The organism is Falsihalocynthiibacter sp. S25ZX9, assembly GCF_041205405.1.
In the GTDB taxonomy this organism is placed as follows: Bacteria; Pseudomonadota; Alphaproteobacteria; order Rhodobacterales; family Rhodobacteraceae; genus Falsihalocynthiibacter; species Falsihalocynthiibacter arcticus.
Genome location: NZ_JBGFCD010000008.1, coordinates 162,523 through 177,914 on the forward strand (window position 1 = coordinate 162,523; position 15,392 = coordinate 177,914).

A 15,392-nucleotide genomic window follows, 5' to 3' on the forward strand; every position below is an offset into this window, starting at 1 on the left:
TGAACTATGATCCCTCCGTCAAAAAACACCGCCCATGCGGATTTTATCCATGCTGCGTTTTGGATGTGTGGGGCCGTGTTTGCCTTTAGCGCAATGGCCATCGCGGGGCGCGCGGTCATGCAGGAATTGGATACGTTTGAGTTGATGATGTACCGCTCTTTTACGGGTGTGGTCATTGTTTGCGGCTATATCCTGTGGTCCAAACGCCACTCCGAAATCACGTTGCGCTATTTTCGTCAACATCTGGTGCGCAATCTGTTTCATTTTACGGGGCAAAACCTTTGGTTCGCAGCTCTTTTCCTCATTCCAATCGCCAAAGTGTTTGCCATTGAGTTCACATCGCCCGTTTGGGTGTTGCTTCTCGCTCCGTTCATCTTGGGGGAAAAACTTACCGGAAGCCGCGCTTTGACAGCATTGGTCGGCTTCGCTGGGATTTTGATTGTAACGCGCCCCACATTTGGCAACTTGTCCTTAGGCGAAGGCCTCGCGGCCTTGGCTGCCATTTGTTTTGCCCTCACGAGCCTATTGACACGTCGCCTGACCCGCACTCAGTCAATCACGGCGATCATGTTCTACCTCACCGTCACACAAGCAGTTTTTGGCGTTGTGATGTCGGGCTATGACGGCGAGATTGCTCTGCCCAGCCTCTCCCTCGTACCTGCGGTGATTATCGTTGGCCTCATGGGGTTGATGGCGCACTTATGCTTAACGCGGGCGTTATCCTTAGCCCCTGCGGCGTCCATTATGCCGATCGATTTTGCCCGTCTGCCGGTTATCGCAATATTAGGGTTTATCTTGTTTAACGAAACCGTCGACATCTATGTATGGATCGGAGCGATTATTATCTTTAGTGCAAATTATCTTAATCTTGTGCATGAGTCGCGGATTTCACGGGAGGCTCAAAGCTAAACCCAACAGTTCAGTTATAAGAAACCGGTGACTGAAATAACACAATTACGTTGCGGTACTTTCTGCAAAACTTAACGTCCCAAAATGGTTACGCGGCGTCAAATTTGACTTGGATGCCCCCTAAGCGGCATCTTCACACCGACTTCACTCATAGATGTCTGAACATTCCCAGGGAGGGGAAAATGAAACTTATAACAACCACCGCGGTCCTCATGGCCACGACCACCAGCGCCGCACTCGCGGGTGGTGTAGATCGCTCCTATCAAAGCACTGCCATTCTTTTTGAAGAGGGAAACTATGTTGAAGTTTCTGTCGGCACAGTAAACCCAAGTATCTCGGGCGTCGGCACAGCATATTCGCCAACTCCAGGGGGTGCGTCGGGCGATATGGCTCCTGCTTATACCCAGTTTTCGGGCGCATATAAGCACAGCTTTAGCGACAAACTGGATGCAGCAATCATCATCGACCAACCCTTCGGTGCCAATGTTGCCTATCCCTCGGCTCCCTATTTTGCGACGGGATCCGTTGCCGAACTTAACACGGCGGCCATCACTGGTATCCTGAAATATAATATCAACGAAGGTTACAGCGTTTTCGGCGGTCTGCGCTACGAAACCCTCGAAGCTACCGCGAATATCCCGTTTGTGTCATCATATGACGCCGTTGGCAGCAAAAATGGCGCGTTCGGCTACTTGGTTGGGGCTGCATATGAGCGTCCGGACATCGCTTTGCGGGTCGCATTGACCTACAACTCGAAAATCTCCCACGACCTTGAAACCACCGAGTCCTCGGCAGCCTTGGGCGCGGATAACACCTCCGTAACCGAGGTGAATTCACCACAATCTGTGAACCTCGAATTCCAATCCGGTGTCGCAGAAGACACGTTGGTTTTCGGCTCCATTCGGTGGGTTAACTGGTCGGATTATGACATTTCCCCAACCGACTATTCGACCCTCACAGGTGGCGGTTCGCTGGTATCCTACGAGGACGACGTTTTCACCTACACCCTTGGCGTTGGACGTAAATTTAGCGACTCTTGGTCGGGCGCCATCTCTGCGGGTTATGAAAAATCCAATGGCGGCTACCAGTCCAACCTCAACCCAACCGACGGACAATTCTCGGTGGGTCTCGGCGGAACCTATACGCGCGAAAACATGAAAATCACGGCAGGCGTGAAATATGTCATGATTGGCGATGCGGAAACCACCCTTGGTTTGGGTGGCCCAGCATCGAGCTTCCAAGACAACAATGCGCTGGCCTTTGGTTTGCGGATTGGGTTCGCACTCTAAACACGGCAAAACACCTGATTATGAACTGGGCCTACCGGCAACGGCGGGCCCTTTTCTGTTTCTAGCAATTGACCGCCCTCCTCGCGCTGGGTAGGACGGAGAGGAAGCAATCGAAAGCCACCTCCATGATCCCCTCCGCCCAAGAATGGTCCGAAAACCCCAATAAACACGCCCTGCTTTTTGGGATGTCTGGTCTTGGAAAAACTTATATCTCTAATATGTTGCGCGCGTCCGGCGACTGGTTCCACTATTCCATCGATTATCGGATCGGCACGCGCTACATGGGCGAATTTATCGTCGACAATTTCAAGGCGCATGCGTTGCTGGACCCGTTTCTCGCGGAACTCCTTCTTAGCGACAGCATTTACATTGCCTCAAACCTCACATTTGAAAACCTCGCGCCCCTTTCGACATACCTCGGAAAACCGGGCAGCTCCGCCTTGGGCGGTCTGCCGATAGACGAATATATGCGGCGACAAAAACAGCACCACATCGCCGAGGTGAGTGCGCTGATGGACACGCCGTATTTCATCAAGCGTGCGACCGAGCTTTATGGTTATGACAATTTCATCTGCGACTCTGGTGGTTCTATTTGCGAAGTCGTTGACCCGTGGAATCCCCTCGACCCAACCCTCAAAACGCTGTCAGACAGCACCCTGATGATTTGGATCGAAGGCGGGAATGAACATACCGAGGCCTTGATCGCGCGCTTCAATGCGTCGCCCAAACCCATGTGCTATCAGGCCAGTTTTCTCCTCCCGTTCTGGGACGAATACCTCAAAGAAAACAGCGTGAAACCGGAGGATGTTAATCCAAATGACTTCATCCGAGCCGCATATCGTGCCGCCCTTACAGCGCGTCAACCACGCTATCAAGCAATGGCCGATAATTGGGGCATTTCCGTTCCCGCAAGCGAAGTCGCCCGCCTCAAATCGCCTGACGATTTCAACGCTTTGGTTTCTGATACCCTTGAGAACCGCTCCTAAGCGACCTATCTAATTAGACCAATCTCAGAAAAGAGTTTCCCATGCCGATTAAGATTCCATCCTCCCTTCCCGCTTATGAGGTTCTCTCGAGCGAGGGCGTGATGGTGATGGATGAACAACTTGCCGCACGCCAAGATATTCGCCCGTTGCAAATCGGTCTTCTTAATCTGATGCCCAAGAAAATTCAGACCGAAACCCAGTTTGCGCGTCTGATCGGGGCGACGCCGTTGCAAATTGACCTGACCTTGATCCGTATGAGCGAGCACCAAACAAAAAACACCACTGCGGAACATATGGAAACGTTTTATCGCACGTTCGACGAAATCAAGGACCGCAAATTTGACGGCCTCTTGATTACTGGCGCGCCGATTGAGCATTTGGATTTTGAGGACGTCACCTATTGGGACGAACTGTGCCGCATTATGGACTGGACACAAACCAACGTGCATTCCACATTTGGGATTTGTTGGGGGGGCATGGCCATGATCCACCATCTCCACGGAATCAACAAACACCTGTTGGATCACAAGCTATTTGGTTGTTTTCGCCACCAAAACCTTAACCCCAGCTCCCAGTATTTGCGTGGTTTTTCAGACGATTGCGTCATTCCGGTAAGTCGCTGGACCGAAATCCACCAAGACGAAATCGACACAGCAAAAAACCTCACAACGCTTTTGGGAAGCGAGGACGCAGGCCCCTGTTTGGTTGAAGATCCCGACCATCGCGTGCTCTATATCTTTAACCATTTTGAGTATGATTCAGACACGCTTAAACAGGAATATGACCGCGATATCGAGACGGGAACGGCGATCAATATTCCACAAAACTATTACCCGAACGATGACCCAAGCCAAGTGCCGCAAAACCGTTGGCGCAGCCACGCACATTTGCTTTATGGCAATTGGTTAAACGAAATTTACCAAACGACAAAATACAATATGGACGAAATCGGGACCTAAGCTGATTGAATTGCGGCTAACTGCACGTCATACTTAAAAAAAAGCGAGGAGCCCCGCGATGGATTTACCGTTTGTTGGCGACATAACCCATTTCTACAAAAATGAAGCACCCGACGAGATCCGAAAATCGATTGAGAACGCAGGTGCAAAAGATATTCTTGCGCCGGCTTATCCCTATAAAAAACTGATGGGGCGTAAAGCTTATGACGCGCAAATGGAGCAACTTCAGTTAGAATTGGTCAAATTGCAGTCCGATTTCATCACCAGTGGCAAACGTCTTGTGGTGCTGTTTGAAGGGCGGGACGCGGCTGGCAAAGGCGGGGCGATTTCGCGCCTCAGAGAGAACCTCAATCCGCGTATTGCTAAGAACGTTGCCCTACCCAAACCAACAGAACGCGAAGCTGGCGAGTGGTATTTTCAACGCTATGTCGATCATTTACCCACCAAAGGTGAGGTCAGGATGTTTGATCGCAGCTGGTACAATCGCGGCGTTGTGGAGCATGTTTTTGGCTTCTGTACACCCGATCAACGCGCCCATTTCTTTGCCCAGCTTCCCGACTTCGAGCGTCTGTTGGCGGACGAGGGCTATCACTTGGTCAAAATCTGGCTCAACGTGGGTCGTGCAGAGCAGTTGCGACGATTTCTTGAACGTGAGCAAGACCCGCTAAAGCAATGGAAACTTAGCTGGATTGACGTTGAGGGCCTGAAAAAATGGGACGCTTATAGCGAAGCCATAACCGAAACCCTGACGCGGACCCATACGGAATTCGCACCTTGGACCGTTATCCGCGCCGATGACAAACGTCGCGCGCGCCTTGAGACCATTAAGTCCATACTGAAATGCATTGATTATAAAGAGAAATCAGAAATACCAGAAATTGATTACTCGATTTGTGGTGGACCGGAAATGTGGAATGGTTAAAAAACGTGGATATCATCACGGCAATCTCAAACAAGCATTGGTCGAAGCAGCTCTGAGCCTTATCGAGACCAAAGGCCCCACTGGGTTTACCTTGTCTGAAGCTGCTAAAACGGCGGGTGTGACCCCCGCTGCTGTGTATCGGCATTTTGAGGGACGCGAGGATTTGATCGCGGAAGTGGCGCGCCAAGGGTATGAAATCTTTGGAGAATTGATGGAATACGCCTATGCAACGGGCCAACCCTCAGCGTTGGCAAGCTTTGAAGCTACGGGTCGCGCCTATCTCGCGTTTGCACGCCGCCATCCAGGGCATTATGTGGCGATGTTTGAGAGCGGAATTTCTGTCAACCGCACACCCGAACTCGCGGCAGCGGCAAGAAAGGCCAAAGGCACGTTGGAACACGCGGCCCACGAATTGTCCAAACACATTCCCGCAGACAAACGCCCGCCCGCGAGCATGTTCTCGGCCCATATATTGGCCTTAAGCCATGGAGTCGTTGAGCTTTTTGCCCGCGGCGCACCGGGCACCATCGCCCCTTTCCCACCCGAAGACCTTTTGGAAAGTGGTATCGGGATTTATCTGCGCGGCCTCGGGTTGGTTGATCCGGACGTTTGAAATTTAGCTTCTAAAGGCAAAAAATCAGGCCTCAAAGGAGAACCTCAACACATGACCATGGGGGGCGCATAGACGAGCAGCCCTTTTTCTTCCAAGGCGTCCCGTATACCGGGATCAAGGTTTTTCATACTATAGTCAACGTAAAACTCTTTCAGTCGCGGAAGCTGCAACAGCCCGCGCTGCCATTGAAGAATATCTGCATTCGACGACAACTTCTCCAATGAAGGATGCCCACTAAGGGGTTTGAGATTGCCGACTTCACCATACCCAAACCTGAACCGCTTGAGGGACTTCATATTGGTGACAAAAGCGATGCTGTTTTCCTTTTGGGGAGACAACGCCAGTTCAACCAAGCCAGTGAGCGCCGGAGTCGATAGCGGCTCAAGGCTTGGTTTTTCGCGTAAACTTTCCATGTGAAGAATATCCAAATTCGAAAAAGCGCTGAGCCCGTTCAAGTCCGGAACGTCGGTATACGACATATGAAGCTCTTGAAGCTCTGTCAGGTTTGCGATGTCGCTTAGATTAGCGAAGTTCGTTCTGCTGATCATCAGCGCTTTGACATGGCTCATATCATTTAGCACCGTGAAGTCGTTCAGCCGTGTTCCATCTAGGTCCAAACGTTCGCAACGGGAAGCCTTGCAGGCTTCGACCGCAGCCTCGCCATCTGCAAATCTTTTAGCTTCACGTGCCGCCTCACGTGTTGCGCGCTCTTCGTCAGTCAAACGTTTCGGCGGCGCATCGCACGCGACAAGTACCGAAGCGGTGACAATCACGAACGCGAGAAGTTTTCCAGTCAGTTTCATAGAGCCGCCCGTTGTATTTTCTTTAGAATAATCAGAGAGCTGTAGTTGTAAAGCCTTAACATATAATCCGCGGGGCAAAGAAAAAGGGCTCGCAAAATGCGAACCCTTTGTCTTTTTTGTAGAGTAAAGTACTCGAAGCCAATTAACGCTTGGAGAACTGGAAGCTCTTACGGGCTTTTGCTTTACCGAACTTCTTACGCTCAACAACGCGGCTATCGCGTGTGAGGAAGCCAGCAGCTTTCAGGGCTGCGCGCAAGGAGGGTTCATAAAGTTGAAGCGCTTTAGAGATACCGTGCTTAACCGCGCCAGCTTGGCCGGAAAGACCGCCGCCTTTAACAGTTGCAACAACATCGAATTCGCCATCAACACCAGCAACCGTGAAAGGCTGACGTAGGATCATTTGGAACACGGGGCGTGCAAAATAAACAGGCATGTCTTTGCCGTTTACCGTTACTTTACCGGAACCTGGTTTGATCCAAACGCGGGCAACCGCGTCTTTACGTTTGCCAGTCGCATAGGAGCGGCCAAGGCTATCGCGAACTTGTTCACGAAGGGGAGCGGCTTCTACTGCGGCAACACCTTCAACAATTGTGTTCAGATCGTCGAGTGATTTGATATCTTCAGACATGCTTATGCACCCCGTGAGTTTTTGGAGTTCATGGCTTTAACGTCAAGAACTTCTGGTGCTTGGGCTTCGTGGCCGTGATCTGTGCCCGCATAAACGCGCAGGTTTGTCATAAGCGTGCGGCTCAAACGGTTGCCAGGCAACATGCGCTGAACAGCTTTGGTCAAAACACGCTCAGGGAATTTACCCTCGATGATTTGACGTGCAGTGCGCTGCTTGATCCCACCAGGGTGGCCAGTGTGCCAGTAGTAGATTTTGTCGTCACGTTTTTTGCCAGTCAACTGAACTTTGTCAGCGTTGATAACAATCACGTTGTCACCCATATCCATCGAAGGCGTAAAGGTTGGTTTATGCTTGCCGCGAAGGCGTGTTGCGATGATCGAAGCAAGACGGCCCAAAACAACGCCTTCAGCGTCGATGATGATCCATTTCTTATCGATATCCGCAGGAGTCGCAGAGAAGGTTTTCATGTAGGATACCCTATCGTGGTCGAATGATGGCATGGGGAATCCCATACCGCTAATTGATGTCGGGGTTATAAAGGGGTTTGGCGGGCAAACAAGTGCTAAAAGACGCAATAAATTGTTCTAAAACAACGGCTTATTATTTAGGTATAATAATACCCCACTCATTTTGACGCAATTCCCTAAATTTCGGCGTCTTGCTCAGGATGTTGGAGAATTTGGTTAATCTCGCCAAGGGCCGCCAAGCGCGCCTCGTCGTTCCCCGTTGCATTCACCGCCAAGCGCACTGCATTTGGGGAATCGCCGTCGGGAAGGGCAAATTCATCGGCGGGTTTAACCCGAATGCCACGACTTTTGCAGGCCACAGCAAAGCTAGACCCACGCCAACCCCGCGGCATTTTAAGCCAGATAAACGGCGCATCAGGGCGCCAACGGATATCCCATTGCCCCAAAACATTCACGGTTTGATGCACACGCTCTTGGCAACTTTGTACCACTTTTTTGCGCACCTCACTGGCCGCGCCAGAAAGAATGAGCTCTTCACAGACATCAAGGATGGGTTGCGGCAGGCCGTAAAATGAGGATTGCGCCACTTGTAATGTCAGGGGCGCGGACCCTGTGGGCGGCACAATGAAGCCAAACCGCAAACTCGCCGCGACGCTTTTGGTCAAAGATCCGATGTACCACGCCAAATCAGGCGCAATTGCCCGATAGCTCAAGGCCTTGGGCGTATCAATCCGATGGCAGTCATCTTCGATAATTTGAATGTCGTGACGACGGGCAATATCGGCCAATTCGAGTTTACGCTCCAAGGGCGTATTAATCGTGGTCGGACTATGAACTTCAGCCGAAGTAAGTAGGACTTTTCCGCCATGCATCCGCGCGGCTTCCTCAAAGGAATCGGGGCAAATACCATGGCTGTCCATTTTAAGCCCAACAATTTCAGCCCGCAAAAGCTGTGCGGCGCGGCGCACACCGGGGTAGGTCAATTGTTCGGTCATAATGACGGGATGCGCCCCACGAAGGATGGATTGAAGCGCCAAAATGCTACAGTTTTGCGCGCCCAACCCCAAAACCACATCATCCGGCTCAATGCGCCCCACATGGTCGGGTCCAATCCAATGGCACACCGCCGCGCGTGCCGCACGATCGGTCGCAGCGGTTGGGTAATCGACATAACGATTGCCCGCGCGCGAGGCGACTCGGATCAGGGCCTCCTTTACGATCTCACCCTGCCCCACATCCGAAACCCGACAGCCGCGAAAATCAACGGTGCTTTCTTGCAGCGCATTAATAAGAGGATCGCCCTCAAACACATGCGCAGATGTGCGATCGGCCACAAATGTGCCGCGCCCAACAGCAGCCTGCAAAACACCGTCCTCAACCAGTTTGCGATAGGCCCGCGCGACAGTTCCGGGGGTGATTTTCAATTCCCACGCTAAATCCCGCACCGGAGGGAGGCGCTCCCCCTTTTTAAGATGGCGCATCGCAACTGCATCACGGATCGAACTTGTGAGCGTTTTATACTTGGGACCGTCGGAGGCGGACAGATCGGGAAACCAAATTGTATTCATTACAATCTTTCGTTGGACTTGGATTTTTACCGATTGTATCACTTAATTACGAAATATCAAATGGATTGTATCAACACAAAGGATTGAGACCATGACGATCGCCCCCGCAAGTCACGCACAGCCCCTGCACTATTTGCAGAGCCGCAAAAACATACCCGCCTTGGGTTTGATTGCGTTGCGCGTCGCGGTCACGATCACGCTCTGGGATCAACGGGTGCGAACGCGTCGTAGCCTTAATAGAATGACGAATTCCGATCTTAAAGACATCGGTATCACACGCGGCGAAGCCCTTACGGAGGCCCGCCGTCCGTTCTGGAAGGAATAATATCCCCTCCTGACAGAACCTCTTCCTGGCCGGGGCAATGCTCCGGCCTTTTTTTGTTTTACCGCTTTGGTGGGATGGAATAGGTCATTGAGGCGCGTGCCACGGGTGCGTCCAGTCCCTCGGATTGTATCAATACATCTCCCACCGTCAAAATCCGACCCAATTTCAAGATGCGTGCCGTCGCGATCAAGGTTTTCCCCGCCGCAGGTTTGCGCATGAAATCAATACTGGCATTCGTCGTAACGGCCAGTTCAATGGGGCCAACTCGCGCCAAAATCGCCAAATAAATCGAGACATCCGCAAGGGCAAACATCGTTGGACCTGAAACCGTCCCACCGGGGCGCAAATGTTGATAAGTCATTGGCATCTCAACAACAACATCCAATGGCGTCACGGAACGAACTCTAAATTCGCCCGTAACTTGCGGAAATTCCGCGATCAAAAAAGCGTTTAAGGCCTCAACATCCATTAATACTGCCATACTCACCCTATCTTCCCTTAAACAAACCGCCCAAGAGGCCACGCACAATCCGACGTCCTGTTGTACCATTCAGCTCTTTAAGGACGGCATTGGTCATGGCTTCCCCAAACGAACGCGAAGTGGCTTTTTTCGCCCGACGTGTCGAGGTGGCGCTGGAGCGTCCAACGCGGCTTCCGTTATAGCGGCGCGCCGTTTTGAATTCGCGTTCCATCGGAGTTGCCTCCTCAAGGGCGAGCTCATCTGCTTCAGCAGCCTTCGCCGCGTCTTCCGCCCGTTTTGCGAGCATCTCGTAGGCCGACGCGCGATCAGTCACGGCTTCATATTTTCCCGCAATGGGCGACGCCGCAATCGTGGCTTTGCGCACCGAGTCTTCAATTGGCCCCATTTGGCTACTGGGGGGACGAATCAACGTGCGCTCAACCACACTCGGGATGCCTTTTTTGAGCAACATGCTGGTCAAAGCTTCGCCCACCCCGACTTCGCGCAGCGCCTCCTCGGTGGAAAAGCGCGGATTGTCGCGATAAGTGTCGGCCGCAAGCCGCAGCGCTTTCTGATCTTTGGCCGTAAACGCGCGCAACGCGTGTTGAACGCGATTGCCCAACTGGCTCAGAATATCATCAGGTACATCGTCGGGGTTTTGGGTCACGAAATAGATGCCCACGCCCTTGGAACGAATAAGCCGCGCGACCTGTTCGACCTTATCCACAAGGGCTTTGCTCGCCCCGTCAAAGAGCAAATGCGCCTCGTCAAAGAAGAAAACAAGTTTAGGTTTGTCAGGGTCGCCAACCTCGGGCAACTCCTCAAACAACTCACTCAGAAGCCATAACAGGAAGGTCGCATAGAGTGTCGGCGAGGACATCAACTTGTCAGACGCGAGAATATTGATCCGCCCTTCGCCCTCCGGCGTGGTTTGCATCATGTCCTCAAGCGCCAGAGCAGGCTCGCCGAAAATCGCCGCCCCGCCTTGATTTTCCAACACCAACAAACGACGCTGAATAACGCCAATGGATTGCGCGGAAACTGTACCGTATCTCAGAGTGATGTTGCCCGCGTTTTCACCAAGCCAAACTAGAAGAGCCTGCAAATCCTTAAGATCAAGAAGCGCGAGCCCCTCCTCATCAGCCAAACGAAAGGCGATGTTTAAAATACCCTCCTGCGCTTCAGAAAGCTCGAGCATCCGTGCCAAAAGGAGCGGCCCCATTTCAGCGACTGTTGTGCGGATCGGATGGCCTTGCTCGCCAAAAAGGTCCCAAAACGTGACGGGAAAAGAACGATAGGCATAGTCGGAAAAACCGATTTGTTTTGCTCGTGCGGTAAAGGAATCGTGGGGTTTCGCGGTAGCGCTCCCAGCGACCGCCAAACCTGCGAGATCGCCTTTCACGTCAGACAGGAATACCGGAACGCCGGCCTTGGAGAAACTCTCGGCGAGGATTTGCAGGGTCACCGTTTTACCCGTCCCCGTCGCCCCCGCGATCAACCCGTGGCGGTTTGCATACTTGAGTTTTAGAAACTGTGGAGCGGCATAATCCTCCCCGCCACCGCCGACAAAAATTTCGCTTTTCAGGTCATCGGGCATACAGTTTATTCTCCATTTCATACAAACTATCGGCTAGGCAACTTAGTCTTAACCTTTATACGCTAATGTAAGGTTAGTTCAGTCAATAGTCTTCTTTTGATTGAATTGACTTCCTCCCTGTCAGACTTGCCGCGCCCTTGGGCGCGGTTTTTTTTGGCGCGCATGAAATTCTCATTCCTCGGCAAAAATTCGCCGTTTTTTTTGTTGACCAATTCACAAGAAGGCCGTAGCGTTCCAATCAATAATATAGTCGGCAAGTCCGACAGGGAGAAAAATCGAAAAGGGCCTTGTTTTCAAGGCCCTTTTTTACGTTTAGAACCAAGCCTTGCTCTCAATCCATGGCTAATTTGCGCGCTCCTCAGGATGGGTTACTGGCGTCTAAACGCGTGATTCACCTGTGATCCGCCCCCAATGCAGCTAGGAATACCATTTTCGACAGGATCAATTCGTTTCTGTTCGATTCGAACCTGACAGCACGTAAAAGACGTGCTAAATCCGTTGAAACGACAACAAGAACGGACGGACCATGAATTTAGCGATGAAATCAATACTTGCAGCTTGCTTTGTGACACTTCCTAGCCTCGCGTTAGCCCAAGACACAACAAGCCCAGACCAAGCCCCTGCCACAGAAGAGACACCAGATTCAGAAACGGCCCCTTCGGTTGCGGATCAACTCTCGACTGGAACGCCCGTTGAGACCCGCTTGCCAACAAAAGACGAAGTTGTTGTGGGCGAAGAGTACTTGCTTGATGTTTCCGGCGACTGGCAAATTCGATGTGCCAAGACGGAAGAGGAATTTGATCCCTGCCAGCTGTATCAGCTGCTGCAAAATGGCGAAGGCCCTTTTGCTGAAATCTCGATTTTTCCGATCAATGAGCCGAATTCCAAAGCAGTTGCGGGCGCCACCATCATTACGCCCCTCGATACAATGCTGCCCCCAGGTATCTTGATCTCGGTGGATTCCACAGACGCGCGCCGCTATCCCTATTCTTTCTGTGGTTCGGTCGGCTGCGTTGGCCGCATCGGTTTGCTTGCTGAAGACATAGCCGCGTATAAAAAGGGCAGCGCCGCCAGTCTTCAAATCGTACCCGCAGTTGCGCCAGATCAAACGGCAACGGCCACGATTTCCCTTAAAGGATTTACACTGGGCTATGACAAACTGGTAGCCTTGCAACCCAAAAAATAAGATCAAACCAGAATAGAAAAAGGCCCGCATCACATCGATTGCGGGCCTTTTTCATGAAATAACAAGATGTTATATACGTTTAAGCGCCAAAACCGCGTTCAAACCGCCAAAAGCGAACGCGTTTGAGAGGACATGATCCACGTCCGCCTCGCGCGCCACATTCGGCACCACATCCAACGCACATTCTGGATCTTCTTGCTCATAGCCGATGGTGGGTGCAATAATGCCGTCCCGCAGCGCCATTACGCAGGCCAAAAGCTCCACAGCCCCCGTCCCGCCAATCAAATGCCCATGCATCGATTTGGTTGAACTGATCATCAAATCATCCGCCGCAGTGCCAAAGACGGCGGAAACAGCGGCGCATTCGGTTTTGTCATTCGCCGCGGTGCCCGTGCCGTGGGCGTTGATATATCCCACTTGCGACGGGGCGAGCTTAGCGTCCTTCAACGCGCCCGAAATTGCCCGTGCCGCTCCGTGTTTGGATGGCATAACAATGTCGGAGGCATCCGATGTCATTGCAAAACCAACGACTTCCGCCAATATTTCGGCGCCACGTGCGCGGGCGTGCTCATATTCCTCAAACACGAAAACAGCAGCCCCTTCGCCTTGAACCATGCCATTTCGGTTTGCCGAAAATGGGCGGCAGGCATCGCGGGACATAACTCGGAGACCTTCCCAAGCCTTGACGCCGCCAAAACACAGCATGCTTTCGGACCCCCCCGTCAGCATAGCATCCGCCATACCACAGCGGATCATGTTAAACGCCTGTCCCATAGCGTGATTGGAACTGGCGCAGGCGGTGGCGACGGTAAAGCTTGGTCCCATTATGTTGTATTCAATCGAGACATGCGAGGTGGCCGCATTGTTCATCAGCTTTGGCACCACAAAGGGGTGAACGCGGTTTTTTCCTTCTTCGTAGACGGAACGGTAATTCTCGTCTTGCGTGTTCATGCCGCCGCCAGCGGTGCCCAAAATCACGCCAGAACGATGCGCCAATTCACCGTCAAATATGATCCCTGATTGCTCCATCGCTTCCTTGGTCGCAATCAACGTAAACTGTGTGTAGCGATCATAAAGGGCAATCTGCTGGCGGTTAAAAAGGCTTTCCGGATCAAAATTTGTGACTTGCCCGCCAATCTTGATCGACAAGCGCTCAACGTCGCGAAAATGCAATGCGCCAATGCCGCAACGCCCTTCGCGCATGGCTTCCATGGTGGCAACAGCTGTGTGGCCAAGGGAGTTAATCGCACCCTGACCCGTGATAACGACTCGTTTCACGTAGCAGGCTCATTGACCAGTCCGCGGACCGCTTTCACGATTGACGCCACAGTCGAGATATCAAAGTCACTTTCGCTTGGATCGTTGGCATTAAAAGGCACTTGGATATCAAAGGCTTCTTCAATCGCAAAGATCGACTCGACCAGTCCAAGACTGTCGATGCCTAGGTCCTCCAATGTACTTTCAAGCGTCACATCAGAGACATCGAGGACGGCTTGCTCCGCGACGATTTCGAATATTTTTTCTTGTACGTTTGGCATTGATTGCCCTTTCCGTTATGGGCTGATCTAGTCTTTTTGCACGATGTTTGAAACAGTTTTTTGAAGCTCCCGAAATTGCTGCATCATTCGAGGCAGACGGCGGAGCGCTTTTTGCATATCCATCTGGTTTTCCATCTTAACGGCAGGGCTGCCTAATACCACCCGACCCGCAGGCACATTCGTAAATAATTTGGATGACCCGCCCGCAACCACGTCATCGCCGATAAAAATGTTATCGCTCGCGCCACATTGGCCACCCATAACCACACGGTTGCCGATCACGGTTGATCCGGCGATGCCAACCTGTCCACACAATAGGCAATCATCGCCAACCTGAACGTTATGGCCAAGATGAACTTGGTTGTCCAACTTCGTGCCGTTGCCGATGCGTGTGTCGCGGATGGTGCCGCGATCAATCGTGACATTCGCGCCAAGCTCCACGTTGTCGCCGATGGTCACGCCCCCAAGGCTGTGAATACGGGTCCAACTCTGCGCCTGCGCGTTGCCCTGATTGCCAAGGCTTTCGCGCGCATTCTCAACGCCGGATTTTTCGGGGGTCACAAAGGAAAATCCGTCGGCGCCAACAATGGCTCCGTGATTAGCAATAAAACTATGCCCAATCGAGACGCGCGCCGCAATCCGCACACCTGCCCGCAACAGCGCGTGATCGCCAATGGTGCTGCCCTCTTCAATGCTGCAATGGCTGGCAATCCGTGCGTTCACACCGATTTCGACATTTTGCCCAATCACCACAAAGGGACCAATCGCCGCCCCTGCGCCAATTTTTGCGCTCGGGTCAATCACGGCCGTCGGGTGAATTCCGACGATCTGCGGACCGGGATCAAGGAGACGTGTGACGCCTGACATGGCATAGCGGGGACGCGGCACAAACAGCGCCGCCTTCAACCCAAGTGCCTGCCAATCGGCACCTTGCCAAAGGATCGCGGCCTGAGCTTTCCCTTGCGCGAGGCCGTCGGCGTATTTGGGATCCATCGCCAACGCGAGATCCCGTGGGCCCGCAGTAGCAGGTTCAGAAACGCCGGAAATCTCAAGATCGACAGCGCCAAAAGCTTCCGCTCCAAGCGCTGCTGCAATCTCTGAAATACGATGTGTCATTCAGTCCCCCAAAAGCTACTGGGAGA

Annotated in this window: 17 protein-coding genes; 8 read left to right on the forward strand and 9 right to left on the reverse strand. The window is 52.3% G+C overall.

Features of this window, described 5'->3' with window-relative positions; all coding sequences use genetic code 11:
* Positions 1–6 precede the first annotated feature (6 nt).
* The 6 genes from AB9F29_RS11060 (at position 7) to AB9F29_RS11085 (ending at position 5,678) form a co-directional block, all read left to right on the forward strand.
* Positions 7–909 carry a DMT family transporter gene (locus tag AB9F29_RS11060; RefSeq protein ID WP_369755725.1) on the forward strand — a complete coding sequence of 301 codons (903 nt, stop codon included), beginning with the start codon at positions 7–9 and terminating at the stop codon, positions 907–909.
* A 182-nt stretch (positions 910–1,091) separates the two neighbouring features.
* Complete coding sequence (locus AB9F29_RS11065; protein ID WP_335586694.1) at positions 1,092–2,198, forward strand: hypothetical protein; 1,107 nt, start codon at positions 1,092–1,094, stop codon at positions 2,196–2,198.
* Positions 2,199–2,323: 125 nt separating this feature from the next.
* Positions 2,324–3,184, forward strand: a complete 861-nt coding sequence (locus AB9F29_RS11070; protein WP_369755726.1) for an ATPase — start codon at positions 2,324–2,326, stop codon at positions 3,182–3,184.
* Positions 3,185–3,225: 41 nt separating this feature from the next.
* Entirely contained in the window at positions 3,226–4,143 is a 918-nt protein-coding gene (gene metA / locus AB9F29_RS11075) for a homoserine O-succinyltransferase (RefSeq protein WP_369755727.1), read from the forward strand.
* Positions 4,144–4,201: 58 nt separating this feature from the next.
* Complete coding sequence (gene ppk2, locus AB9F29_RS11080) at positions 4,202–5,065, forward strand: polyphosphate kinase 2 (protein ID WP_369755728.1); 864 nt, start codon at positions 4,202–4,204, stop codon at positions 5,063–5,065.
* Positions 5,058–5,678, forward strand: a complete 621-nt coding sequence (locus AB9F29_RS11085; protein WP_369755729.1) for a TetR/AcrR family transcriptional regulator — start codon at positions 5,058–5,060, stop codon at positions 5,676–5,678. Before ppk2 ends, AB9F29_RS11085 begins: the two co-directional genes overlap by 8 nt.
* 44 nt (positions 5,679–5,722) lie before the next feature.
* Here AB9F29_RS11085 and AB9F29_RS11090 read toward each other — a convergent pair whose 3' ends face one another.
* The 4 genes from AB9F29_RS11090 to AB9F29_RS11105 form a co-directional block, all read right to left on the reverse strand.
* Positions 5,723–6,481, reverse strand: coding sequence for a hypothetical protein (locus AB9F29_RS11090; RefSeq protein ID WP_369755730.1), 759 nt, complete (start codon positions 6,479–6,481; stop codon positions 5,723–5,725).
* Positions 6,482–6,623: 142 nt separating this feature from the next.
* Positions 6,624–7,109: a 30S ribosomal protein S9 gene (gene rpsI, locus AB9F29_RS11095; protein ID WP_039003530.1), complete on the reverse strand. Its 486-nt coding sequence runs from the start codon at positions 7,107–7,109 to the stop codon at positions 6,624–6,626.
* Positions 7,110–7,111: 2 nt separating this feature from the next.
* Positions 7,112–7,576, reverse strand: a complete 465-nt coding sequence (gene rplM / locus AB9F29_RS11100) for a 50S ribosomal protein L13 (RefSeq protein WP_039003529.1) — start codon at positions 7,574–7,576, stop codon at positions 7,112–7,114.
* 176 nt (positions 7,577–7,752) lie between these two features.
* Positions 7,753–9,144: a PLP-dependent aminotransferase family protein gene (locus tag AB9F29_RS11105; RefSeq protein WP_369755731.1), complete on the reverse strand. Its 1,392-nt coding sequence runs from the start codon at positions 9,142–9,144 to the stop codon at positions 7,753–7,755.
* 91 nt (positions 9,145–9,235) lie between these two features.
* Between AB9F29_RS11105 and AB9F29_RS11110 the strand changes: the two genes are divergently transcribed.
* Complete coding sequence (locus AB9F29_RS11110; protein WP_369755733.1) at positions 9,236–9,469, forward strand: DUF1127 domain-containing protein; 234 nt, start codon at positions 9,236–9,238, stop codon at positions 9,467–9,469.
* A gap of 58 nt (positions 9,470–9,527) precedes the next feature.
* On the opposite strand, the gene AB9F29_RS11115 is transcribed toward AB9F29_RS11110, so the two are convergent.
* Positions 9,528–9,950 carry a PaaI family thioesterase gene (locus tag AB9F29_RS11115; protein ID WP_369755734.1) on the reverse strand — a complete coding sequence of 141 codons (423 nt, stop codon included), beginning with the start codon at positions 9,948–9,950 and terminating at the stop codon, positions 9,528–9,530.
* Positions 9,951–9,957: 7 nt separating this feature from the next.
* Positions 9,958–11,526, reverse strand: a complete 1,569-nt coding sequence (locus tag AB9F29_RS11120; protein WP_369755735.1) for a helicase HerA-like domain-containing protein — start codon at positions 11,524–11,526, stop codon at positions 9,958–9,960.
* A gap of 526 nt (positions 11,527–12,052) precedes the next feature.
* On the opposite strand from AB9F29_RS11120, the gene AB9F29_RS11125 reads away from it, so the two are divergent.
* Positions 12,053–12,712, forward strand: a complete 660-nt coding sequence (locus AB9F29_RS11125) for an invasion associated locus B family protein (RefSeq protein WP_369755736.1) — start codon at positions 12,053–12,055, stop codon at positions 12,710–12,712.
* A 69-nt stretch (positions 12,713–12,781) separates the two neighbouring features.
* Here AB9F29_RS11125 and AB9F29_RS11130 read toward each other — a convergent pair whose 3' ends face one another.
* The 3 genes from AB9F29_RS11130 to lpxD are packed head-to-tail and all read right to left on the reverse strand — an operon-like array spanning position 12,782 to position 15,366.
* Positions 12,782–13,990 (reverse strand): beta-ketoacyl synthase, encoded by a 1,209-nt coding sequence (locus AB9F29_RS11130; RefSeq protein ID WP_369755737.1) that lies wholly within the window; start codon positions 13,988–13,990, stop codon positions 12,782–12,784.
* Complete coding sequence (locus AB9F29_RS11135) at positions 13,987–14,250, reverse strand: phosphopantetheine-binding protein (protein ID WP_335586684.1); 264 nt, start codon at positions 14,248–14,250, stop codon at positions 13,987–13,989. Before AB9F29_RS11135 ends, AB9F29_RS11130 begins: the two co-directional genes overlap by 4 nt.
* A 27-nt stretch (positions 14,251–14,277) precedes the next feature.
* Entirely contained in the window at positions 14,278–15,366 is a 1,089-nt protein-coding gene (gene lpxD, locus AB9F29_RS11140; protein ID WP_369755738.1) for a UDP-3-O-(3-hydroxymyristoyl)glucosamine N-acyltransferase, read from the reverse strand.
* Positions 15,367–15,392 lie beyond the last annotated feature (26 nt).